17 protein-coding genes and 4 pseudogenes are annotated in these 22,619 nt (G+C 69.8%); 9 read left to right on the top strand and 12 right to left on the bottom strand.

Translation table 11 applies throughout. The annotated features are described in order from the left end of the window. Window positions 1–1,095 precede the first annotated feature (1,095 nt). From ACWD3E_RS07635 to ACWD3E_RS07615, 5 genes are all read right to left on the bottom strand, one after another. The gene (locus ACWD3E_RS07635; protein ID WP_451386621.1) at window positions 1,096–3,582 is read right to left on the bottom strand and encodes an FtsX-like permease family protein; all 2,487 of its coding nucleotides are present in this window, start codon (window positions 3,580–3,582) and stop codon (window positions 1,096–1,098) included. After that, window positions 3,579–4,394 carry an ABC transporter ATP-binding protein gene (locus ACWD3E_RS07630; RefSeq protein ID WP_451386620.1) on the bottom strand — a complete coding sequence of 272 codons (816 nt, stop codon included), beginning with the start codon at window positions 4,392–4,394 and terminating at the stop codon, window positions 3,579–3,581. Before ACWD3E_RS07630 ends, ACWD3E_RS07635 begins: the two co-directional genes overlap by 4 nt. A 321-nt stretch (window positions 4,395–4,715) precedes the next feature. Beyond that, entirely contained in the window at window positions 4,716–4,919 is a 204-nt protein-coding gene (locus ACWD3E_RS07625) for a hypothetical protein (RefSeq protein ID WP_451386619.1), read from the bottom strand. A 2-nt stretch (window positions 4,920–4,921) separates the two neighbouring features. Continuing rightward, window positions 4,922–6,772, bottom strand: coding sequence for a molecular chaperone DnaK (dnaK, locus tag ACWD3E_RS07620; RefSeq protein ID WP_451386618.1), 1,851 nt, complete (start codon window positions 6,770–6,772; stop codon window positions 4,922–4,924). Window positions 6,773–6,818: 46 nt separating this feature from the next. Further along, window positions 6,819–7,169, bottom strand: coding sequence for a J domain-containing protein (locus ACWD3E_RS07615; RefSeq protein ID WP_451386617.1), 351 nt, complete (start codon window positions 7,167–7,169; stop codon window positions 6,819–6,821). Between the two features lie 108 nt (window positions 7,170–7,277). Here ACWD3E_RS07615 and ACWD3E_RS07610 point away from each other — a divergent pair. From ACWD3E_RS07610 to ACWD3E_RS07600, 3 genes and pseudogenes are all read left to right on the top strand, one after another. Beyond that, window positions 7,278–7,370 (top strand): annotated as a pseudogene (locus ACWD3E_RS07610) (NUDIX domain-containing protein); the annotation flags it as partial. 244 nt (window positions 7,371–7,614) lie between these two features. Next, window positions 7,615–11,328 carry a HAMP domain-containing protein gene (locus ACWD3E_RS07605; RefSeq protein WP_451387111.1) on the top strand — a complete coding sequence of 1,238 codons (3,714 nt, stop codon included), beginning with the start codon at window positions 7,615–7,617 and terminating at the stop codon, window positions 11,326–11,328. Window positions 11,329–11,391: 63 nt separating this feature from the next. Beyond that, the gene (locus ACWD3E_RS07600; protein ID WP_451386616.1) at window positions 11,392–13,797 is read left to right on the top strand and encodes a SpoIIE family protein phosphatase; all 2,406 of its coding nucleotides are present in this window, start codon (window positions 11,392–11,394) and stop codon (window positions 13,795–13,797) included. Window positions 13,798–14,131: 334 nt separating this feature from the next. Here ACWD3E_RS07600 and ACWD3E_RS07595 read toward each other — a convergent pair whose 3' ends face one another. The 3 genes and pseudogenes from ACWD3E_RS07595 to ACWD3E_RS07585 all read right to left on the bottom strand — a co-directional run bounded on the left by ACWD3E_RS07595 (window position 14,132) and on the right by ACWD3E_RS07585 (window position 15,976). Next, window positions 14,132–15,088 carry an LLM class F420-dependent oxidoreductase gene (locus tag ACWD3E_RS07595; protein ID WP_451386615.1) on the bottom strand — a complete coding sequence of 319 codons (957 nt, stop codon included), beginning with the start codon at window positions 15,086–15,088 and terminating at the stop codon, window positions 14,132–14,134. 270 nt (window positions 15,089–15,358) lie between these two features. After that, complete coding sequence (gvpK, locus tag ACWD3E_RS07590; protein ID WP_451386614.1) at window positions 15,359–15,496, bottom strand: gas vesicle protein GvpK; 138 nt, start codon at window positions 15,494–15,496, stop codon at window positions 15,359–15,361. 119 nt (window positions 15,497–15,615) lie between these two features. Then, window positions 15,616–15,976 (bottom strand): annotated as a pseudogene (locus ACWD3E_RS07585) (HAD family hydrolase). A gap of 711 nt (window positions 15,977–16,687) precedes the next feature. Here ACWD3E_RS07585 and ACWD3E_RS07580 point away from each other — a divergent pair. Beyond that, a complete protein-coding gene (locus ACWD3E_RS07580; protein WP_451386613.1) occupies window positions 16,688–17,164 on the top strand; it encodes an SRPBCC family protein in 477 nt (158 codons plus the stop codon). Between the two features lie 330 nt (window positions 17,165–17,494). Here ACWD3E_RS07580 and ACWD3E_RS07575 read toward each other — a convergent pair. Continuing rightward, window positions 17,495–17,699, bottom strand: a pseudogene (locus ACWD3E_RS07575) (glutamate-cysteine ligase family protein); the annotation flags it as partial. A 321-nt stretch (window positions 17,700–18,020) separates the two neighbouring features. On the opposite strand from ACWD3E_RS07575, the gene ACWD3E_RS07570 reads away from it, so the two are divergent. Both ACWD3E_RS07570 and ACWD3E_RS07565 read left to right on the top strand, forming a co-directional pair. Then, window positions 18,021–18,578: a hemerythrin domain-containing protein gene (locus tag ACWD3E_RS07570; RefSeq protein ID WP_451386612.1), complete on the top strand. Its 558-nt coding sequence runs from the start codon at window positions 18,021–18,023 to the stop codon at window positions 18,576–18,578. A gap of 218 nt (window positions 18,579–18,796) precedes the next feature. Next, window positions 18,797–19,054 carry a hypothetical protein gene (locus tag ACWD3E_RS07565; protein WP_451386611.1) on the top strand — a complete coding sequence of 86 codons (258 nt, stop codon included), beginning with the start codon at window positions 18,797–18,799 and terminating at the stop codon, window positions 19,052–19,054. Between the two features lie 136 nt (window positions 19,055–19,190). On the opposite strand, the gene ACWD3E_RS07560 is transcribed toward ACWD3E_RS07565, so the two are convergent. The 3 genes and pseudogenes from ACWD3E_RS07560 to ACWD3E_RS07550 all read right to left on the bottom strand — a co-directional run bounded on the left by ACWD3E_RS07560 (window position 19,191) and on the right by ACWD3E_RS07550 (window position 20,368). Continuing rightward, a complete protein-coding gene (locus tag ACWD3E_RS07560; protein ID WP_451386610.1) occupies window positions 19,191–19,358 on the bottom strand; it encodes a hypothetical protein in 168 nt (55 codons plus the stop codon). 347 nt (window positions 19,359–19,705) lie between these two features. After that, window positions 19,706–19,879 (bottom strand): annotated as a pseudogene (locus ACWD3E_RS07555) (IS5/IS1182 family transposase); the annotation flags it as partial. Between the two features lie 204 nt (window positions 19,880–20,083). Next, window positions 20,084–20,368: a plasmid stabilization protein gene (locus tag ACWD3E_RS07550; protein WP_451387110.1), complete on the bottom strand. Its 285-nt coding sequence runs from the start codon at window positions 20,366–20,368 to the stop codon at window positions 20,084–20,086. Window positions 20,369–21,047: 679 nt separating this feature from the next. On the opposite strand from ACWD3E_RS07550, the gene ACWD3E_RS07545 reads away from it, so the two are divergent. Genes ACWD3E_RS07545 through ACWD3E_RS07535 form a run of 3 tightly spaced genes read left to right on the top strand, consistent with a single transcriptional unit; the run spans window position 21,048 to window position 22,604 of the window. Next, window positions 21,048–21,395: a gas vesicle protein GvpO gene (locus ACWD3E_RS07545; RefSeq protein ID WP_451387109.1), complete on the top strand. Its 348-nt coding sequence runs from the start codon at window positions 21,048–21,050 to the stop codon at window positions 21,393–21,395. Window positions 21,396–21,435: 40 nt separating this feature from the next. Next, window positions 21,436–21,882 carry a gas vesicle structural protein GvpA gene (locus ACWD3E_RS07540; protein ID WP_451387108.1) on the top strand — a complete coding sequence of 149 codons (447 nt, stop codon included), beginning with the start codon at window positions 21,436–21,438 and terminating at the stop codon, window positions 21,880–21,882. Further along, window positions 21,879–22,604, top strand: a complete 726-nt coding sequence (locus tag ACWD3E_RS07535; protein ID WP_451386609.1) for a GvpL/GvpF family gas vesicle protein — start codon at window positions 21,879–21,881, stop codon at window positions 22,602–22,604. Before ACWD3E_RS07540 ends, ACWD3E_RS07535 begins: the two co-directional genes overlap by 4 nt. Window positions 22,605–22,619 lie beyond the last annotated feature (15 nt).

The following is a 22,619-nucleotide window of genomic DNA, read 5'->3' as shown; positions in this document are numbered from 1 at the left end:
CTTCTATTCGAGCTTCCGGGCATGTAAGGGCAATTGTCAATAGCCGCCCAGCGGAACGTGGTGCACTCGCCCATAACAACCGTGCACCGGCGCTCAATGCGCCCGAAGAGCGCCAGAGAAAGGCCACCCGGGCGCCCCGCTCACTCCAGCCGTAGATCGTGATCTTGCTGGTGGGGGCGGCGGGTACGGCACTTGGCGCTGGGCTGCTGTCGGACCTGCCGCGCAAGAACTGCTGAAACATCGCCGAGTGGGCCGGGGAGGCCAGTCCGGACGGCACGCGGCAGTCTGGGCGACGAGGATGCGGCGCACGCACACCGTCGGTGTCCAGCGCCAGTACCCGTTGATGCCGCGGCCTCGGACAGCGGTGAGCATCACTGCGACGCCATCGCGGTGGAATGCCTCTCTGCGGGAGTGCTCGTCGGCGGCGGTAAAACGGACTCGCCATCCCGCACGGTGCAGCATCGGCTCGTACGGGGCCGGGCGCTCCTTCGGAGCCTTCGCTTCTAGCACAGGCGTCGGACCAGCGCTGGCCATTTTGCGCTGAGGGTCCCGACGCTGCACTTCGACGATGGCTGCCGCGGCGGGCCGTGCGTTCCTCCGGGTTGAGGACGGCGCGCCACCCGCGGTGCGTCGGACACCCGCGCTGAAACGTGACCGCCGCACGCGCCCGCTATCCGTACGGCGAGGGCCGTCGCCGAACAGGTGTACTCCGAACTGGTCGCCTCCGCCGGACCCGCCGCCGCCCCACACGAGACGTACCTGGCTATCTCCCAGGCGGGCCGGGTGCCGTCCCGCTTATGTGTTACGGCCTGGCGGCACTGGGATACCCGCAGGTCCAGGACGAACGGTAGTTCCGTGAACTGGCGGGTCAGGAACTCCTGTTCAGTAAGTTCGGTTGTGGGCGGTGGGACCATGGCCTCGGCGTTTGGCCAGGATGCGGGCGAACGGGGTCGAGGCCGGTGGCCGTCGGATCCGTCGCCGACGATCATCTCGGGATGCAGGCCCAGCTTGGGCAGGCTGTCACGGGCCAACGCGGACACGGCCTCGTCCACCTCGATGGTTGTTGCAGTCCGCCGCGGTGTACCAGGCCGTCCCTCAGCGCCGCAGCGCCGCCCTCGCCGGCAGGGTTACTGCCAGCATCGCCAGTCCCACCGCGCCCCCGGCGAAAGCCGCGTACACGAGTGGGGGCACGTACGGGGCCTCGCCGGTCAGGCCGCGCATCATCGGGATCAGGGTGGCCGCGGCGATGGCTGTGCCCAGGACGATGCCGGCCACCGCCACCAGCAGGCCTTCCCAGCGCAGCATGTCCATCACCTGGCGCCTGGTGGCGCCGACGAGGCGGAGCATGCCGAGCTCGCGGCGGCGGTCGAGGACGGTCATCACAAGGGTGTTGACGGCGGCGACGGCGGCGAAGCCGCCCAGGACTGCGGCCATCGTGTAGTTGGCCCACGCGTTGAGCTCGTGGTCGGTGGTCTGCTCGACCGCGTAGCCGGACGCGTCGGTGACCTTGCCCAGCGGGGCGAGGGCCTTCGCGTCTCCGCCACGTACCAGCAGCGTGCTGTCGAAGCCCGAGGTGACGTGTGCGGCCAGGGACGCACGGTCCATGGTCACGGTCGCGAGGCCGAGCCCGCGGCCGTACACGGCGACGACCTCGGGGCTGGTCCTGGTGCCGTCCGGCAGGTACATCGGCAGCTTGTCTCCGACCTTGACCTTCGCCGACGTGGCGAGTGTCTTGTCGACGGCGATACGGCCCTTGCCGACACGGTCCAGGCTGCCGCTGCGTACGTCGAGGTCCTGCACCTTCGCGAGCTGTGCGCCGGAGCCGGAGATGCCCTGGGTTGCCGAGTTCTGCAGCCACCGGTCGCCGCCCGATCCGACGGGCACGAGCACCTGCGTGTCGAGCAGGCCCACGGCCGCGTCGACGCCGGGCGCGCGGGCGGCCCGTTCGACGGCCTCGGTGGGCAGCCCGGCGGGGTGGGTGATGACGTGGTCCGCGGTGACGCCGGCGTGCAGCTGCTTCGCGGCGACGTGGCTTTCGCTCGTGTGCATGAAGGCGAGCGTCGAGGCGAAGGCCATGGCCAGCACGATCGGGGTGATCGCGGAGGCCAGCCGACGGGCGTTCGTACGGGAGTTGGCGGCGGCGAGCGAGGCCGCGGCGCCGCGGCCTCGCAGCGCAAGCCCGAACAGCGCCGCGCACAGCCGCGCCGCCAGCGGGCCGAGCAGGGCGACGGCGAGCATGAACAGCATGACGACGCCGAGGGCGGCGTTGGCCGCGTCATCCCCGGCCGAACGGGCGGCGACGACGGTGAGGAACCCGCCGCCGACAACGGCGCCCAGGCCCAGCACGGTACGGATCACGCCCGGTCGCAGGCGCTCCACCGACGCCTCGGTGAGCGCCTGCCCCGGCCTGGTCTTCGCGGGTCGGCGCCCTGCCGCCCAGCCGGCGGCGAGCGCGGTCAGCAGCCCCATGCCGACTGCGACGACGAGCGGGATCCACGAGACGTGCAGGCTCACGGGCTCCGGGATGGCCCGGCGGTCCTTCAACTGCCCGAACCACCAGTGCGCGAGCCCGATCCCGGGCAGGCAGCCGACCAGCCCGGCGAGCGGCGCGACGAGCAGCGCCTCGGCGGCGACCGCGCGGCGGATCTGCCGCGGAGTGGCGCCGATGGCGCGCAGCAGCGCGAACTCCCGGGCGCGCTGGGCGACGGACAGCGCGACCGTGCCGGACGCCGTGAAGACGGCGAGCAAGGCGGCGATCCCGCCGAAGGAGCCGCCGAGCCCGGTGAGCGTTTCCTTGGCGTACCCGAGCCCGTGGTCCTCGACGGCGCCGCGGCCGTTGCCGGTGTGCACCTCGGCGCCGGAGCCGGCGAGCGCCCTCTTCACTCCGGCGGCCAGGGCGTCGGTATCCGCCCCGTCCCTCGCCAGTACGGCGATGGCGTCGGCCTTGCCGGGATGCCCGGCGAGTGCGGGGGACTGGGCGTCGGCGAACCAGCCTGTGGCGCCCTTGGCCACGTCGCCGGATCCGGCCTTCGCCAGCCCGGAGACGCGGAAGTCGGCGCGCCCGGTAGCTGTTTCGAGCGCGACGGTGTCGCCGACGCCGGCCTTCGCGGCCCGTGCGGCGGCGGCGTCGAGCACGACCTCGCCGGTACGGGGCGCGGCCCCGGAGGTGAGCGCGGCGCCGGTGAAGGCGTGCGATCCCCAGCCGTGGCCCGTCAGCGCGCCGTCGCCCTGGCGCACCGGGAACGTGAAGTCCGGCACCGCCGCCTTTGCACCGGGCGCGCGGGCCGCCTTGTCGGCCAGCGCAGCGTCCACACGTGCTGTGTCCGGCAGCGGGTCCGCCGACTCGGAACGGCTGTCGCCGCTCCCCGTGACGAGGCGGGCGTACTGGTCGGCCGCCGCGACGACCGGCGTCTTCGCGTACCGCTGCGCCGGCACCGACGCGCGGGCGCCCGTCTCCAGGAGGATGCCGCAGGCGGAGACGATCAGCGCCGCCATCATCAGCGCGACGAAGGTGCCTGCGAACGACGCGGGTTTGAAGCGAACGGCCGCGCGGGCGAGGCCGTTGGGGGCGAAGCTCCTCACGCCGCGGCCCCTGCCATCGCGCCCGTACGGGAGGTGAGGGCGGCCAGGCGTGCCGCGATCTGCTCCGTCGAGCCGCGGTCGAGGCCGCCGGCGAAGACGCCGTCCGCGAGGAACAGCACGCGGTCGGCCCAGGAGGCCGCGGCCGGGTCGTGGGTGACCATGACGACGGTGGCGCCGAGGGTGTCCACCGCGTGCCGGAGCAGGCCGAGGACCTCGGCGGCGGTGCCGGTGTCGAGGGCGCCGGTGGGCTCGTCGGCGAAGACCACGTCCGGGCTGGTGACCAGGGCGCGGGCGACGGCCACGCGCTGCTGCTGGCCGCCGGAGAGCTCGCCGGGCCGGCGCTTCGCCTTGTCGGCGAGGCCGACCTGCGCGAGCATCGCCTCCGCCCGGCGGCGGTCCTGGCGCTGCCCGGCGAGGCGCATCGGGAGCAGCACGTTCTGCTCCACGGTGAGGGAGGGCAGCAGGTTGAAGGCCTGGAAGACGAAGCCGAGGCGGCTGCGGCGCAGCTCGGTGAGCTGGTTCTCGCGCATGCCGGTGATCTCCGTACCGCCGAGGCGCACGGAGCCGGCCGACGGCCGGTCCAGGCCGGCGGCGCACTGGAGGAAGGTGGACTTGCCGGACCCGGACGGGCCCATGACGGCGGTGAACGTGCCGCGCGGCAGGGCGAGATCGATGCCCGCGAGGGCGTGCACGGCGCCGGCGCCGCGGCCGTACTCCCGCCGGACTCCACGCAGCTCGACGGCGAGACCGGGGGTGCCCTGGGCCTCCAGCCGGTCGTCCGTCTTCTGCCGCTTACCGCCGCGCAGCCTCATGGTCCATCCTCTCGCGATCTTTCCCAGCCGATCACTCGAAGCTACGGATCACGGTCATGGAAGGACATGGTGGCTGCTGCCGGATCCGGGGTGGGGTTATCCCGAGGGTGCCGATCATGGCGGCTCACCCTGAGGAAGGTGTTTCGCCCGTCAACGGCGGTCCGTGTGCCTCATTCCAGCCCGTCCGCGCCACTCAAACTTCCCTGACACGGACTCGCGTAGCGTGGTCGGCGAACAGCGCCTCCAACGCAGCACATCGCCGCTAGTACGGCTGGCCGGTCAGGGCGACACCCGCGTGAAGCATCCAGGCTGAGTTGTGTCTCAAGAGGCAGTCCGTACGACTGACGGCAGGAGGACGCGCAGGACGTTGGCCGCGGCGATCTGACGTACGGCCATGCGGTCCCGTCGCACCCGCTTGCGGTAGTTGTCGTACTCGGCCTTCACCCGCTGCAGGTCCTCCGTGCGTTCTCGAAGCAGACGCTGCAGCTCGGTGGGGTCCGTGTTCTGCAACCGGCCGTTGTCCATCGTCAGCCCGCCTCCCCCTTCTCGTCGTCGACGATCTCGGCGTCCACCACCTCGTCGTCCGATCCCGAAGGGCCCGGAGTCTGCGCGCCCGTGGGCTGCTCGGTGCGCGACTGCTCGTACAGTGCCGTGCCGATCTTCTGCGCCGCCTGTGCCGCCCGGTCCATGGCCTGGCGGACGGCCGCGGTGTCCTCGCCCTTGAGTTTCTCCTTCAGGTCGGCCAGTGCCGCCTCGGTCTCGGTCTTGGCCTCGGCCGGGATCTTGTCGGGGTTGTCCTTGATGAGCTTCTCCGTCGAGTAGACGAGTTGTTCGGCCTGGTTGCGGGTCTCCGCCATCTCCCGGCGCCTGCGGTCCTCCTCCGCGTGCTGCTCCGCCTCCCGCACCATGCGGTCGATGTCGTCCTTCGGGAGCGCCGAGCCGCCGGTGACGGTCATCTTCTGCTCCTTGCCGGTGCCCAGGTCCTTCGCGGAGACGTGCATGATGCCGTTGGCGTCGATGTCGAAGGCCACCTCGATCTGCGGCACACCGCGCGGCGCGGGCGGAAGACCGGCGAGTTCGAACATGCCGAGCTTCTTGTTGTAGGCGGCGATGTCGCGCTCGCCCTGGTAGACCTGGATCTGCACGGAGGGCTGGTTGTCCTCGGCCGTGGTGAAGATCTCCGAACGCTTGGTCGGGATGGTCGTGTTGCGCTCGATCAGCTTGGTCATGATGCCGCCCTTGGTCTCGATACCCAGGGACAGCGGGGTGACGTCCAGCAGCAGGACGTCCTTGACCTCGCCCTTGAGCACACCTGCCTGCAGCGACGCGCCCACCGCCACGACCTCGTCCGGGTTGACGCCCTTGTGCGGGTCCTTGCCGGTCAGCTCCCTGACCAGGTCGGTCACCGCCGGCATCCGCGTCGAACCGCCCACGAGGATCACGTGGTTGATGTCGGATACCTTGATCCCGGCATCCTTGATCGCGTTGTGGAACGGTCCCTTGCACCGCTCCAGCAGGTCGGACGTCAGCTGCTGGAACTGGGCGCGCGTGAGCTTCTCGTCCAGGTGGAGCGGGCCCTCGGCAGAGGCGGTGATGTAGGGCAGGTTGACGTTGGTCTCCGAGGAGCTGGACAGCTCGATCTTCGCCTTCTCCGCCGCCTCGCGCAGCCGCTGCACGGCCATCTTGTCCTTGGACAGGTCGACGCCGTAGCCGTTCTTGAACTGCTTGACCAGGTGATCCACGATCCGCTGGTCCCAGTCGTCACCTCCCAGGTGCGTGTCACCGTTGGTGGCCTTCACCTCGATGACGCCCTCGCCCATCTCCAGCAGCGACACGTCGAAGGTGCCGCCGCCCAGGTCGAAGACGAGCACCGTCTGGTCGTTCTCCTTGTCCAGCCCGTAGGCCAGTGCCGCCGCCGTCGGCTCGTTGATGATCCGCAGGACGTTCAGGCCCGCGATCTCACCGGCCTCTTTCGTCGCCTGCCGCTGCGAGTCGTCGAAGTAGGCCGGTACGGTGACGACGGCGTCGGTGACGTCCTCCGCGAGATACGCCTCGGCGTCCCGCTTCAGCTTCTGCAGCACCCGCGCGGAGATCTCCTGCGCGGTGTACCGCTTGCCGTCGATGTCATCGTGATCCGGGAACCGCCACGCATGGTCCCCCATGTGCCGCTTGACCGAGCGGGCGGTGCGCTCCACGTTGGTCACCGCCTGCCGCTTGGCGACCTCGCCGACCAGCACCTCACCGTTCTTGGCGAACGCCACGACCGACGGCGTGGTCCGTGCTCCCTCCGTGTTGGTGATAACGGTGGGCTCGCCGCCCTCCAGGACCGAGACCACCGAGTTCGTCGTACCGAGGTCAATACCGACCGGACGCGCCATCTGGAATCTCCCTCCTCGTGCATGCCCTGCTTGCCAGGGCCCTCGTTCACCTGTGGGGCTCCCATCGGACAGGTCCCGCACGCAGTGGCGGTTCGGGGGCTGTGGTGCCGAGTACGACGATGAACCTGAGGGGCGGCCGGTGCGGTGCCGGAGCCTGAGGGGACTCGACCGGGCTGCGGTACGTCCGCTCGTACGTCTGGTCATAGGCCGCCCGCCGAATGGGATCGCGCAGCGTCTCGTACGCTGAGCGCAGCTGCTCGAACCGTTCCGCCGTGAGGGCATCCACCCGGGTGTCGGGGCGCAGCTCCCGCACCTGACGCCGGAAGGCGGAGATGATCACCTCGACCGTGGCCGAGGGCTCCACCCCCAGCAACGCATACAGGTCCGGCGTCTCCATCCAGGCCACCTCCTCGACCGCTGTCAGCTGCGATTTCGGACCAACCTGCCTATAAGCCTGGATAAAACTTGAGTGCCCTCTTGTCAAGTTCAGTGAGGCGAGACGCCGGAGGCGGCGGCCCTTCGAGAGGTTCGCGAGGAGACGGGCCTGAAGGACTTCAAAGTCAGCGACGTGCGCCTTGTCGGCCGGTCCAAGCCGTGACGCCATGTGCCGCAGCGTCCGTTCACGCATTGCTCACGCAAGGGCCTGCGCTGTCCGCCATTCCTCGTCGGCGGCACACTGGAGACGACGGGGCGACCGCCAGGCAGCCTCCGGGTCGCGCCCAGTGCCGCAACCTCCAGGTAGCCTTCCGGCCGGCCAGTGGCGGATCAGTACGGCGGGAGCGGAGATGGCTGAGGCTTCCGGAGCGGCCACGCGGGGCGAACCTACGAGTGTGGCCTGCCAGATGGACGAAACCGGGTTGCGCCGCCTGCTCGCCGGTCTCACTGCGGTGCGGGACGGTGATTTCCGCACCCGGATCCCCGAAGACGGCGGCGGGCTGCTCGGCGAGATCGCCACCGTCTTCAACGGCATGCTTGACCAGCTGTCACGATTCACCTCCGAGGTGACCCGGGTGGCCCGCGAGGTCGGCAGCGAGGGCCGCCTCGGCGGACAGGCCCGGGTGCCGGACGTGTCGGGGTCGTGGAAGGACCTCACCGACTCGGTGAACGCCATGGCGGGGAACCTCACCACTCAGGTGCGGAACATCGCGCAGGTGGCCACCGCCGTTGCCTGCGGCGACCTCTCCCAGAAGATCACCGTGGACGCCCGAGGGGAGATCCTGGAGCTCAAGGAGACCATCAACACGATGGTCGACCAGCTTTCGGCGTTCGCCGACGAGGTGACCCGGGTGGCCCGCGAGGTGGGCACCGAGGGCAACCTCGGCGGCCAGGCCACCGTCCGCGGGGTCTCCGGCACCTGGAAGGACCTCACCGACAACGTCAATGTCATGGCGTCCAATCTCACCGGCCAGGTGCGGAACATCGCGCAGGTGGCCACCGCCGTTGCCCGGGGCGACCTCTCCCAGCGGATCGTCGTCGAGGCCGAGGGGGAGGTCGCCGCCCTGGCCGAGGTCATCAACACCATGGTCGACACCCTGTCCGCGTTCGCCGACGAGGTGACCCGGGTGGCGTCCGAGGTGGGCACCGACGGCATCCTCGGCGGCCAGGCCCGGGTGCCGCATGTGGCAGGCACCTGGAAGGACCTCACGGACAGCGTCAACTCCATGGCGAACAACCTGACCGGCCAGGTCCGCAACATCGCCCAGGTCACCACCGCCGTCGCGGGCGGCGACCTCACCCGCAAGATAGACGTGGACGCCCGCGGGGAGATCCTGGAACTCAAGACCACCATCAACACCATGGTCGACCAGTTGTCCTCCTTCGCCGCGGAGGTGACCCGGGTGGCCCGCGAGGTCGGCAGCGAGGGCCGCCTCGGCGGTCAGGCCGAAGTGGAGGGCGTCTCCGGCACCTGGAAGCGGCTCACCGAGAACGTCAACGAGCTGGCCGGCAACCTCACCCGGCAGGTCCGCGCCATCGCCGAGGTCACCAGTGCGGTGGCCGAGGGCGACCTCACCCGCTCCATCACCGTGGACGCCTCAGGAGAGGTCGCCGAGCTCAAGGACAACATCAACGCCATGGTGCAGTCGCTGCGCCAGACCACCCGGGCCAACCAGGAGCAGGACTGGCTCAAGACCAATCTGGCCCGGATCTCCGGCCTGATACAGGGCCGCCGCGATCTCGCCGACGTCGCCAGGCTGATCATGGACGAGCTGGTGCCGCTGGTCTCCGCCCAGTACGGCGCCTTCTTCCTCGCCGAGGACACCCCCGAAGGCGTGCAGCTGTGCCTCATCGACTCCTACGGACGCCCCGAGGGCTTTCGCCGCCCCACGCGGTTCCGGCTCGGCGAGTCGCTGGTGGGCCAGGCCGCCCGCAGCCGACGCACCATTGCGGTGGACGACGTCCCAGCCGATTACGTCACCGTCTCCTGCGGGCTGGGCGCTGCGGCCCCCGCCAGCCTGGTGGTGCTGCCCGTCATGGCGGAGGAGCAGGTGCTCGGCGTCATCGAGCTGGCCTCCACCGGCCGCTTCACCCCAGTGCACCGGGACTTCCTGGATCAGCTGATGGAGACCATCGGCGTCAACGTCAACACCATCATCGCCAGCGCCCGCACCGACGAGCTCCTGGGCGAGTCCCAGCGCCTCGCGGGCGAGCTTCAGGCCCGTTCGGAGGAACTTCAGGTCCGCCAGGAGGAACTGCAGCACTCCAACGCCGAGCTGGAGGAGAAGGCCGCGCTGCTGGCCAGGCAGAACCGCGACATCGAGACGAAGAACCTGGAGATCGAGCAGGGGCGGCAGGAGCTCGAGGCCCGGGCCCGGGAGCTCGCCCGTGCCTCCAAGTACAAGTCGGAGTTCCTGGCCAACATGAGCCACGAGCTGCGGACCCCGCTCAACAGCCTGCTCATCCTCGCCCAGCTGCTGGCCCAGAACCCCAGCCGCAACCTCACCCCGAAGCAGGTGGAGTACGCGGAAGTCATCCACTCCGCCGGCTCCGATCTGCTCCAGCTGATCAACGACATTCTCGACCTGTCCAAGGTCGAGGCGGGGAAGATGGACATCAGTCCCGAGCGCTTCCGGCTGCGTCAGCTGTTGGACTACCTGGAGGGCGCCTTCCGCCCCCTGACCTTTCAGAAAGGGCTGGAGTTCCAGGTCGTCACGGCACCCGGAGTCCCCTCCGAACTGGTCACCGACGAGTCCCGGCTGCGACAGGTGCTCCGCAACCTGCTCTCCAACGCGGTGAAGTTCACCGAGGCAGGCCGTGTCACGCTGCGGATCGAACCCGTCGACACGGCCGCCGCCGACCTGCCCGGCTCCGTCCGCCGCAGCGGCCCCGCCCTGGCCTTCCAGGTCAGCGACACCGGCATCGGCATCCCGGACCAGAACCTGGAGAGCATCTTCGGTGCCTTCCAGCAGGCCGATGGCACCACCAGCCGCAAGTACGGAGGAACCGGCCTGGGCCTTTCCATCTGCCGCGAGATCGCCTACCTGCTCGGCGGCTCCATCCACGCCCGGAGCACCCAGGGCGAGGGCAGCTGCTTCACCCTCTATCTGCCGACCGTGCACCCCGCCGTCCAGGAGGCCGCGGCCCCGCCGACAGCCGCCGCGCCCCCTGCGGCAGCCGCTCCCGGCGCCGAGCCCCGCGGCCGCCGTGGCACAACACCCGGCGGCCTGGGACGCCCCGGCGAAGCCGGCCTCGCAGCGGACGCCCACGGCGCTTCACCCGCAGGGCGCCGCGTGCTGGTCGTCGAGACCGGGCCACGAGGGCTGCTGTCCCTGCTGACCGAGAGCGCCGTTGCTGGTCTGCCCGGGGTCCCCTCGCCCGTCCGGGTGGACACTGCCGCCGATCCCGGGGAGGCAGCAGCCGCACTGGCCGGCCGGACCCACCACTGCGCAGTGGTGGACTGCGGCCTGCCCGGCGAGGGTGCGGGCGAACTGCTGCATCTCCTCGGCGCCGACCCGGCCCTGCGCCACGTCCCCGTCCTGGTCCACTGCAGCCACCCGGCGTCCTCGGTCGAGGAGGAGCATCGCCTCAGGGCCCGGGCCGGCGCCCAACCGCTCGAAGTGCTCACCAGTCTGGACGAACTGCGCGAACGCATCGTGCTGCATCTGACCGCCGAGCGCCCCGGCGAGGCCGTGCCCTTGGTCCACGTCCCGGAAACGAGGCCGCCCGCACCTCAGGAGGCCGACCCGCTGGCCGACCGCACCGTACTGATCGTCGACGACGATGCCCGCAACGTATTCGCCCTCACCGGCATCCTGGAGCTGCACGGCATGCGCGTCCTGCATGCCGAGAACGGCCGTGAAGGCGTGGAGGCACTGGCCGACGAGGACGTCGACTTGGTCCTGATGGACGTAATGATGCCGGAGATGGACGGCTACGCCGCCACCGCGGCGATCCGCGCCATGCCCAGGAGCCGCCGTGTGCCGATCATCGCGGTCACCGCCAAGGCCATGTCCGGTGATCGGGAGAAGTGCCTGGCCGCCGGGGCCGACGACTACGTGCCCAAACCTGTCGACGCGCAGCAGCTGGTCCACTGCATGCGCCGCTGGCTCGACCTGTGATGTGCTTGGGGTGGGTACCGGGCGAGCTGTCGCCCGCCTGGTCCCCGGGCCGAGGAGCACCCCATGGTGGAGCAGCAGCGCGAGCCCGCGCGGCAGCGGCCCCCTTCCGAACCGGGCATGGGTCCCGCACCGCACGGTGAGGACGGAGTGGCCGGGCTGGCTGCCGCCGTCGACCGGCTGAGGACCGAGATCCGCGCCCTGCGTGAGGACCGCGAGGCCCGGGTTCTGGTGGAACTCGCAGAGGGCATCCTGGTGGAACGGCTCAACTGCGCTCCGGCCGAAGCCGCGCGGCAGCTGCACAGGCTCGCCTCCGACGCCCGGATGACCCTGCCCGAGCTGGCCGCCGACATCGTCGACCAGGCCGCCTCGGACGCCACCGCCCGCGCGGTCGCGGAAGCCCGTGCCGCGCGGGCCACACCTGACACCGGCCGGACGGCAGAGGGAGCCGAGGGTCCGCAGGACGCAGGGGCCGCCCTGCGGCTGCGTACGGCGGAGGCCGGCGCCATCCTGGCCGGTGACGACACGCAGGCGCTCGCCCGGGCCCTCCTCGACCGGGCCTTGAAGCCATTGGGCGCCACCGCCGCCGCCGTGTGGTCGGCCGCCCCCGACGGCTCCCTCATGCTGGCGGGAGAGGCAGGCTTCGGCCCCGCCGAGGCTGCCCGCTGGCGCTATGTCCCGCCCGGGCTCGGCATCCCGGCCCAACAGGCCATCGCCGAGGACCGAACGCTGTGGATCAGGGAGTCCGGCGACGTGCTGCCGCCCACCATCGGCGGCGGCAGCGGCACACGGGCCGTCGTGCCTGCCCAAGACGGCGGGCAGCTGGTGGGCGTCCTGGAGGTCCACTGGCCCGGCCCCCAGCCCGCGCTCGCCCTCCAGCGGCAGCTGGACGCCCTGGCCCAGCTGTGCGCCCTGGCACTCTCCGACCACGACGTGGAGCCGGGCAGCCCGCCCGGCGGAGCCGCCGCCTGGTTCGTCGGACTGGTCGACGGTCTGCTGGACTCCGCCGCCCTGCTACGGCCGCTGCGGGACCGTGACGGCCGGATCACCGACTTCATGATCGAGCACACCAACGAGCGCTTCACCGACCCGGCCAGCCGTCCCCGCGGCTCGCTGACCGGGCTGCCGCTGCTGGAGGCGTATCCGCTGTTCGCTGCGGAGGGCGGGCTGTTCGAGCAGATCAAGCGGGTGCACAGCACAGGGGCTCCGTATCGCAGCCAGAGCATGGTGCTCAGTTTCCCGGGCAGCCCGGCGCCACCGGCCGTGGTCGCTGTCGTGGGGCTGGCCCGCTTTGACGATGTGGTGCTGCTCAGCTGGCGGTTCCCGGAGGGCGACGCCCGGCTGGCCGAGCTGCTGGAGCACGCCCAGCGGATCAGCCAGATCGGCGCCTTCGAGGAGAACCTGACCACCGGTGAGATCACCTGGACCGAACAACTGTCCACCCTGTACGGGCTGACGCCCGGCGCGGCCCCGGTGCCGCTGCACCAGCTCTCCGCACATGCGCACCCCGACGACACCGGCGCCGTGGGGCGCTTCCTGCACGCCGTGCTGCACCAGCGGGAGGAGAGCGCGATCACCTTCCGGCTTCGGCGCGCCGACGGGGTGGTCCGCCACCTGCGGGTGGTCGCCGAACCCCTCTGCGACGCCTCGGGGCTTCTGGTCGCAGTACGCGGCGCGTACCAGGACATCTCCCCCCACCGCTGGACCGAGGTCGCGCTGGCCGCCACCCGGGACCGGCTGGCGGGTGCCGAGCAGCAGGCCGCGGAGCGTCACCGCCTGGCCCGGCAGCTGCAGCGGGCGATCATGCCCCCGACGGCACACCCGGTGTACAGGACGGGACTGCGGGTCGCCGTGCGCTACCGCCCGGCGGAGGAGGACCAGCGGGTCGGCGGAGACTGGTACGACGCCGTCGAACTGCCTGATGGCCGGGTACTGCTCACGGTCGGCGACATCGCCGGCCACGGCATCGGTGCCGCGACAGGCATGGTCGTCCTGCGCAACGCTCTGCGCGGCCTGGCCATCACCGGTGCCGGGCCGGGCCGACTGCTCTCCTGGCTGAACAGCGTCGCCTGCTGCCTCACCGAGCAGGTCACCGCGACAGTCGTCTGCGGCCTGTTCGATCCCGCCGCCCGCACCCTGCGCTGGGCCAATGCAGGACACATGCCGCCCATCCTCGTCAGCGGAGGGAAGGCCGAAGCCCTCATGCCGCCGGACGGCGTGCTGCTGGGCGCTGTCGATGCCGCCTCGTACGAGGAGACCCGGCACGAGCTGCAGCGGCAGGACATCCTGCTGATGTACACCGACGGCCTGATCGAGCGCCGCGACAGCAGCATGGAGCAAGCCCTCGAACAGCTCCTCGCCGCCGCCAGCCGCCCGGTGGACGACCTCGAGGGCTATGTGGACCATCTGCTGGCCTGTGACATCGCCGACACCGACGACGACACCTGCCTGCTCGCCGTTCAGCCGACCTGATCGCCGTGCCGTGAACGGAACGACGGCCGGGCCGGGCGCCCGGCGGTGCCACATCCGCGCTGGGACGAGTCGACGCAGCTGGGCCATCCGGCCGTCCAGGGCCTTTAGTTGGGTGGGGAAGTGCTCCAGCAGAAGTTGTCGTTCGCGTAGACGACCGGCACGTCCGCATCCCGGGCCCGGCCGATCAGGTCCGCGACGACCGGCACTATGCGGCCGGCAGAGGGGACGAGCAGCTCGTCGTCCTCGTGGCGTACGTGCTGATCATGTCGATCACGACGAGCGCGCTGCTGTCGGTCTCCGCGGGTTCGGGCACGGTGTTCACCACCTTGTGCGGTCAGCTCCGGAGCCGGGGCAGGACCTTGGTGCGGTAGAAGTCGAAGAAGCCGTGCTGGTCCTTGCCGATCTGGTTGACGTACACGCCGTCGAAGCCCGCGTCGACGAACGCGGACAGCGCCTCGACGTGAGCGTCCGGGTCGGCGCCGCACCGCACGGCCGTCGCCACCCGCTCCTCGGTGACAAGCTCGGACGCCTGCTCGAAGTGTCGCGGAGTCGGCAGGACCTGCGGGAGCTCGCCGGGCAGCTGCTCGTTTGCCCACAGGCGGTGCGCGGTGCGGACCGCCTCCCGTTCGTCGGTGCCCCAGCACACCTTCAGCCCGCCGCACACTGGCTTGCTCCCGCCCCCACCACGCCGGAAGCGCTCCACCACGGCCTCGTCGGGCGCCATGGTGATCAGCCCGTCACCGATGCGGGCGGCGACCTCGGCGGCCTGCGGGCCGAAGGCCGACACATCGATCGGCACCGGCTCGTCCGGAAGTGTGTACAGGCGGGCGTTCTCCAAGGTGTAGTGCTTGCCGTGGTGACTTGTCTCCTCACCGGTGAACAGCCGTCGGATGATCTGCAGGGCCTCCTCCAGCATCTCCAGCCGTACCGGCGCCTCCGGCCAGACCGTGCCGAGGATGTGCTCGTTGAGCGCCTCGCCAGTGCCCACGCCCAGCCTGAAACGCCCGCCCAGCTGGACCGCGCTGGTCGCGGCCGCTTGGGCGATCACCGCGGGGTGGGTGCGCAGCAGCGGACAGGTGACCGCCGTCTCCACGGGCAGCGACACCGCCTGCGACAGAGCCCCGATGACTGACCACACGAACGGGCTCTGGCCCTGCTGGTCGTTCCACGGGTGATAGTGGTCCGAGATCCACAGCGACTCGAAACCGGCCTGCTCGGCCATGCGCGCCTGCTCGACGAGCTCCGCCGGGCTGTGCTCCTCACACGACAGGAAATATCCGAAGCCGGCCATCGTGCCTCCTGTCTCGAAACATGTCGGCGGTCCTGGACGCGCCGGGTACCCGGCGGGCCGGCAGGCCTAACCGGGTGCGTGCGCGCGTTCGCGGAGGGAGCCCTCCTCGTCGAGCGTTCAACGTCAGCACAGCTGGGCGCGGCCAGATCGCCGCAGCCGCTCCCGGTGACTTGTGCTGTCAGGGACGAGCGGCCCGAGGCCGAGGTTGAGGTCGTCCGGGGCGTGGTCGATGGAGTTCGCGCAGTTCGGTCATCCGATTGCCGGGCAGCATCACGATGAGTCCATGGGCTCCTCCTGCGCCTCGCACCAGTCGCCCTTTTCAAAGCGGACCAGCGCCTGCCGCTTCATGGGCTGCCGCAGCAGTTCGACGACGGTGAGTACGAGGTGACTGGATCTGCGCCGTGCCATCTCCGGTGACCAACCCACCGCCTCCGGTTGCAGGCGACGGCACGCGCGGAGCCGCTGAGAACGGCCGGCCAAGCCAGGTGGGCGACGCGATGCCCAGGCTGGTCGCGCGCACACCGCCCTCAGGTCCAGCTCCTATATGCCAACACTGCTTCGGCGCCCGCCTTTTCCAGGTCCGCGCGGGGAGTGCCTCCGCACAGGAGAGCCTCGCACAGCACGCCCGCGCGGCTGCCCGCCAGCATGTCGCTGACAGAACGACCTTCCAGCCGTCGGAGGCCAGGCGCCGCAGCAGGCGTTCCGCGCCGGGTAGCGCGACCAGCCGCTCGAAGTACTGGGCGTAGAGCGCCCTGTGCGCCGTGCTTCAGTTCCCCACAGATGGGCTACGAGGTCGTCGGAACCGAGTCCGATCGCCCGGTGGATGGCATGCGTCGGCACCACGTGTCCGGCTCGGCGGAACGCCTCCCACCAGGTCACCACATGCAGCGTCCATGTCGAACACGGCTGGGCGGGTGGTGCCGGTGTCCGGTGGGGCCTTGTGTGTGGACATGTCGAGACCCCTCTGGATCTCGCACATCTCCAGCGGGCCCTTACCCGCCCCCTCGCGAACCACCGATACGAGGCGGCGAGGCTCGTAAAGGCCGTCCCCCACGAGCGAGCGGCCATCCAGCAACTCGCAGAGCAGCCCACCCGCCATGGTGTTGCGGGGCCCGGTCCGCGTCGATGGCCGCGGCCACGACCATTTCGCGACGGGTGAGAGTGAGAGCCGGGTGAAGAGGAGTTCGGCACCGTGGCGGAACCTCGCCCGCCAGGCGACCCGGGACGTACGTGGATGGAACGGGGTTCGGACGTTCACCCGCACCGCGCCTACGATCGGGACGGGCGGCTCCGCTCCGGTGGCGAACTCGGCTGGCAGCCCCACCGCACACCGGCGGCGGTCGGCGGAGGTGGCCGTACCCGCATGTGCGCGTCGCGGTCAGCTTGGCTGTCGTGTCGCCGGTGACCTCGGCGACGTCGACGGAGTCGACGGAGAGGTGCCGGGCGGGTGGGGGAGCGAGGGCGCGGTCGGCCCTGGGCTCCAAAGCGTGTCACAAGACGGTGCCCCCAGCGGGCTTCCGGGGGACGGGCAGTTGTCTTCACCGCGCTCTTCCGGGGTACTCGGTGCCACGCAGACGACGGGCTGACAAGGAGGAATCTATGAGCACCGTCAAGGAAACTGTCGACGTGGAGGCCCCTCTCCGTATCGCCTACAACCAGTGGACCCAGTTCGAAGACTTCCCCAACTTCATGGAAGGCGTTGAGGAGGTCAGGCAGCTCGACGACCGGCATAACCACTGGACCACCAGTATCGGTGGGGTACGGCGCGAGTTCGACACTGAGATCATCGACCAGCTGCCGGACGACCGCATCACCTGGCGGTCGATCGCAGGGGAGACCCAGCAGCGCGGATCGGTGCGGTTCGAGCGGATCGACGACACGCACACACGCGTGGAACTCACGATGGAGGTCGAGCCCTCCGGCATCGCCGAAAGGGGTGCGGACGCGCTGGGCGTGATCGACCGGCGGGTGAAGGGCGACCTGCGCCGCTTCAAGGACTACCTCGAGACCCGTGGGGGCGAAAGCGGCGGCTGGCGCGGCCGCATCCGGCCCGGAGATCCCGGCTCGCCCATCTGACGGAAGGTCCGGGCATGCTCGGCATGCCACGCGCCCACGGTGGCAGAGGCCTGGTGTCGGTCCGGCACCGCCAACCCCCCGATGCAGCTGCGGCGAAGGACTGGCCGCGTGAGGGCGCCTGAGCCCGAAAGATCGGTGTCCTGACTGCCCGCCACGCTCCCGGGTCAGTTTGGACGGTCAGTGGCGGGCTCCCTTATCCGCGTGTGTCACTCATCCAGGGTGCGTCGTACGCATTCCGTGACCACATCGCGCAGGCTGCCCGTGCGCTCCATGAGCAGCCGCTGTCCGCAGGCGCCGTTGCCCCCGGCTGAGCAGCCGTGCGACCGTGACTGTCGGCCCAGCCGAGGGCCAGAGGCTGCACAGACGACTGCGGTAGGCGGCGTAGCCGGTCGACCACGGCCACGCTCTCCTCGTCGGACTGCACCGACACAGGCACATGGCAGCCGCACACCAGTTGTTCCCGGGCGGTGATCCCGTACCGCTCGTACATCCACCGGTAGCGCTCGTTCACGGTGATCGACGGGCTGACAGGCAGCCCTCGGCTACCCCACACCGATCGAGTTCGAACAGCGCCTGACCAATCACAGGAGCACAAGGGACCGGCGACGGTCGTGATCAATCTCAGCGCCAACCACGTTCCACCAGTCGAGGCCGTATTCGCCCAGGCATTCCGGCGCCCCCCCGGTGAGCAGGCCAGTCCGGGCCTGTGCCGGCGCGAATTCTCTTGGTGATCGGGTAGGCGCCCGACTGGGTGGAGCTTGGGCAGAACCGTGCATAGCCGACCCGGACAGGGAACCCGTATCTGCTGGGCGGGACGGACCCAGCCTTGACACGACCAGCGAGAGGCGGACAGGCGATGGGGCATGGCGGAAATGTGATCGAGGAGCTGATGGCCGACCATCGGGAGGTCGAGGAGATGTTCGGCCGGATGGAGGCGATGACCAGGGGGCAGGAACTGCGTGATCTCGTGGATGAGGTCACCATCGAGCTGGTCCGTCACTCGGTCGCCGAGGAGGAGTACCTGTACCCGGCGGTGCGCGAGCACGTCGAGGGTGGTGACCGGCTCGCGGACAAGGAGATCGCGGACCACGGCCGGGTCGAGAAGCTCCTCAAGCAGCTGGAGAAGACGGACGCCGGCGATCCTCAGATGATGCTGCTGTTGCAGCAGCTCATGGACGAGGTGACCGCCCATGTCCAGGACGAGGAGAACAACCTCTTCCCGATGCTGCGCCAGGCGTGTTCTTCCGAGGCGCTCGATGAGCTTGGGGACAAGGTCCGCCGGGCCAAGGCCATGGCGCCGACCCGTCCGCACCCCTCCGCTCCTCAGACCCCGCCCGCGAACAAGCTCCTCGCCCCGGGGGCCGGCCTGGTGGACCGGGCCCGCGACTTCGTCACCGGCCGCGGCAAATCCTGACCCGCGGACCACCCGCGGGCGAAACGCGCAGCTCCGGGCAGGACCGCACACGTTCGATCGGGCCCCCACTCGCCCGCACACGCATCCTCCACGAGCGGGGGCAGCGCGGCCCCGCGAAACAGCTCGCAGGACCGATCAGTCGGACACAGGCGAGCACGTTTCCAAGCTGTCGACGACCACTAAGTTGGTTCTGGCCGCGATGCGTGAATCCCCGAGGCTTGGCCGTACATGGCGGCTTCGCGCATCTACTCCAACAGCTGGTGTCCACGGCGGTGTTGGAGCAGGCCGTGGAATGCACGGGCGAGGTCGCAGGCCAGGGCGATGTCGGGGCATCCCACCCGCACGCTCAAGAGCTGGTCTTCAAAGCCGTCGGAGTCCTCCTCGTGCACGACGGCGAAGTCACGGGCGTGGACAGCGCGATGACGCCGGACAAGCTGCCCGAGGCACTGACGACAAACCGGCTCCCGCTGCACTAACGGCCAGCCAATGTCGGTAGTAAGACCGAGTGCGCCTCGGGCACAACCCGATCGTGTGCCCGGACGTTCGTCTGCCGCTGATGAATTCGTCGGCACGAGCCGCCGGTGAGAGCATCGGCAAAGACGCGGCCGGTGGTCAGGGACCTTCAGCGGAGCGGTTGGGCGGCTCGTTGTCGTCGTCGCGTTCGTGGCCCTCGTCCCGGACGTCGGGCGGGGTCGGCGCGGTGATGTTCCGCTGCTTTGCGGACCGTTCCCGCGTTTTGTCGTCGACCTGCGGTTTGTCCTTGTCGTCGGGCGTCTTCATGGCAGTCGTCCTTACGTTGTAGTTGATTCCGATCACTCGTAGGATCGGGAGTTCCGCGTGCCGGTGGCTTGAAAGGACCGAGTCCCTCGTGGATTGGTCCTCCCGGACCTACGGTGAGCGAGTCACTGGCTCAGTGGTTGCATACGGGCTGGTCGCACCGGTGCTCACCCGCGCACATTGACTGCCGCTCCGCAGACACGCGCACAGGTTTGCTGCGCGCCGAGGTGGCGTCGGGCCCGGTCTCCAGTCGAGTGACCTCAAGTGCGTGCGGCAAACGTCGTCGCCGCGACCGGCGCGGATCGCCGGGTTGGCGTGGGCAGGACTCGTGTGAGACTGCGCGCTGGCCAAAGAGCCTCCCAGCGTCCCCAGCAAGGGGTGCGAATCGCGCCAAGGGCTCCTCGATTCGCTTTGTCCGCCCAGCAGTTGACGCCGACCGCGGCGAGGGCGTCGACGATGCCGTGCTGGCGGGCCGCGAGGATGTCATGGACGGCGCCGGGCAGGGCTGGTGAGGCCCACAGCAGCGTCTCGTCCAGGATCACGAACCCGGCTGTGAGCTGGGTATATGTGTGTTCCACCCGCAGATGGGCGAGTGAGCAGAGCCTGACGGCCGGCGCGCCGCCGTGCGTGCCCGCCAGGCCCGTAATGCCGCGCCAAGGTGCCGCGTCGACGGTCAGGACGAGAGGGGCGTCACCAGGAGTGTCGGCGGCCAACCACGGCGTAACCGATCAGGCCCAGGTGAACGCCTCAGGACGCTGCGCCTCGGCGTAGAGCTGGTCGTACGTCGGGCCCTTGGACCCGCTGCGGGATCGCCCGCCACCGCGCTTGGACGACGACGCGTCCTGTACGGACGACTTGCCGGCCGTCCTCGACTCACCGGAGCGGGCGCGTTCCTTGTTCACCGTTCGCGCCGCGATTTTCTTCGCGCGCTTCGTGCTTTCGCCACGCTCTTCGGCGCTCTCCTTGATGTGGTTGTACTGACGTTCTCGCTTCGGGATCGAGCCGCTGGGTATGCCGCCTCCTTTTCGCGGAACTTTCTTGCTGCTTTTTCAAGCTGTTGTCGCGAGGGGTGATGGATCGTCAGGCCGTCGGGTTTGCCTGATCATGTCAGCGCATATCAACGCGTAGAACTCGCGGGCCACATAGCGTTTCAGGCAGCGCATCACCTCGCGCTTTCCGCGCCTCTCGGCGGTGCGTCGTTCCCGGTATGCGCGGGTGCGCTCGTCCTGGTGCATGCGGGTGACCACGATGCGGCGCAGCGCGGCGTTAGCCTGCCGGTCCCCGAGGACTTCTCTTGGTCGAAAACCCATCTACCAGGGGATTCATTCATCTGTCAGGCCAACTGCCCAGCTGGCGCGGGAGGTTGGAAAGGGCTCACTCATGCCGACTTCCGACAGATGAGGACACCGGCCACACATCCCGCTCTGTCGACTACTCACCGTCGAGCATTCGGCGAACTGCACCGCGGTCCCGATCCGGCTGGCCCAGATTTCCACACAGGCCCAGAATCCCACACAGCCCCAGAATTCCGCACAGTCAGGGCAGTGGCCGCCGACGATGGGATGGATACCGCGGAATATTTTCTTCCAGGATTTCTATGCATCCGGCGGACACGGGTACTCGGCACACTATCGGCCAGTGGCAGTGGCTGTGGCCGAGGCTGATGATGGAAACAGAGGAAGAGGGTGAACGATCACGAACGACCGTGAGCGGGAAAACGACCGTGAAGAGGCACATCCCTCGTCGCGGAAGGCGAAGGCGGCCCCGGAGCGGGCGTCGGCGACCCAGGCCATGCGGGGTGCAACCCAGCAGCTGGCCGAGCTGCTGGGGCGGGCTCCAGAATCCGTTTCCGCGCTGAAACCGACCGATGACGGTTGGGAGGCCGAGGTCGAGGTCGTGGAGCTGGAGCGCGTCCCCGACACGAGCAGCGTGATGGCCAGCTACAAGGTCGTTCTGGACCCCGCGGGGCAGCTAGTGGCGTATCAGCGAACACGCCGGTACACCCGCGCGCAGGTCGACAAAAGCAGACAGGGCCGCTGACGGCGGCCCACCGTCGCGTGAGGGGAAAGAGACCGTGAGTTTGGTGCCACAGGGTGAAGGTGGCGCTCTTGCCGCGCCGGCCGGTGGCGGCACAGGCACCCTATATGACGTGCTGGAACTCGTCCTCGACCGGGGTCTGGTCATCGACGTGTTCGCACGGGTGTCCCTCGTGGGCATCGAAATCCTGAAGGTCGACGCACGCATCGTCGTCGCCAGCGTGGACTCGTATCTGCGCTTCGCCGAAGCCTGCAACCGGCTGGATCTGGAGTCGGGCCGCAAGGCCCCCGCCCAGCTGACGGACATCGTCCAGAGCGTCGAGGAGGGAGGCGCGCGAGGGAAGGCCAAAGGGGCGCTGACCGGCGCCGTAGACGCCTTCGCCGAATCGCTCCACAAGGCGCGTGATGACGCCGAGCGCAGGCGTGAGAAGGAGCATGACCACGCCGAACGCGGCTCGAGCCGCCGTTCCTCGAAGGATCGAGAGGAGTGAGCGAGCCGATGTCCGTGTACGTGTACGCGATCACCAAGTCCGGGCATCCGCTGGACCTGGACGGTGCCAAGGGCGTAGGCGAAACACCCTCCGAGTTGCACTCTGTGTGCAGTGGTGAGCTGTGCGCTGTCGTCAGTGAGACCCCGGAGGACCTTTCGGTCACACGCCGGGACCTGGACGCGCATCTCGGGGTCCAGGAGCACCTGTGGGCCGCGGGCACCATCCTGCCGTTGAGTTTCGGGTCCGTCGCTCCGGACGAGGACGCCGTACGGGCCGTGCTGGAGCAGCGCAGCCAGGAGTTCCGCCAGCGCCTCGACGAGCTCAACGGGCGGGCGGAGTTCAACGTCAAGGGCATCCAGAGCGAGGAGGTGGTCCTACGCGCCGTCCTCGAGGAGAACGAACAGGCCCGCGCGTTGAACGAGGCGACCCGCGAGGGCGGCGGGACACAGGAGGACCGGCTGGCGCTCGGCCAGCTCGTGGCACAGGAGGTGCAGAGTCGGCAGGAGGCACTCGCCGCCGACGTCGTCGCCGCCCTGCGGCCGCTGGCTGTGGCCGAACGGCTCTCCGAGCCGTCCCAGCAGTACTTCGTGAACGTGTCCTTCCTGGTGGACGGCAAACAGTCGGAGGAGTTCACCCAGGCCACTCGGGAGTTGGCACAGCGCTACGGGGAGGACATCGAACTGCGGGTACGTGGACCGCTGCCGCCGTACAGCTTCAGCTGAGCCCGTTTCGACTGA

Source organism: Streptomyces sp. NPDC002676, from assembly GCF_053592455.1.
This window is presented reverse-complemented; position numbering and strand designations above follow the sequence as displayed.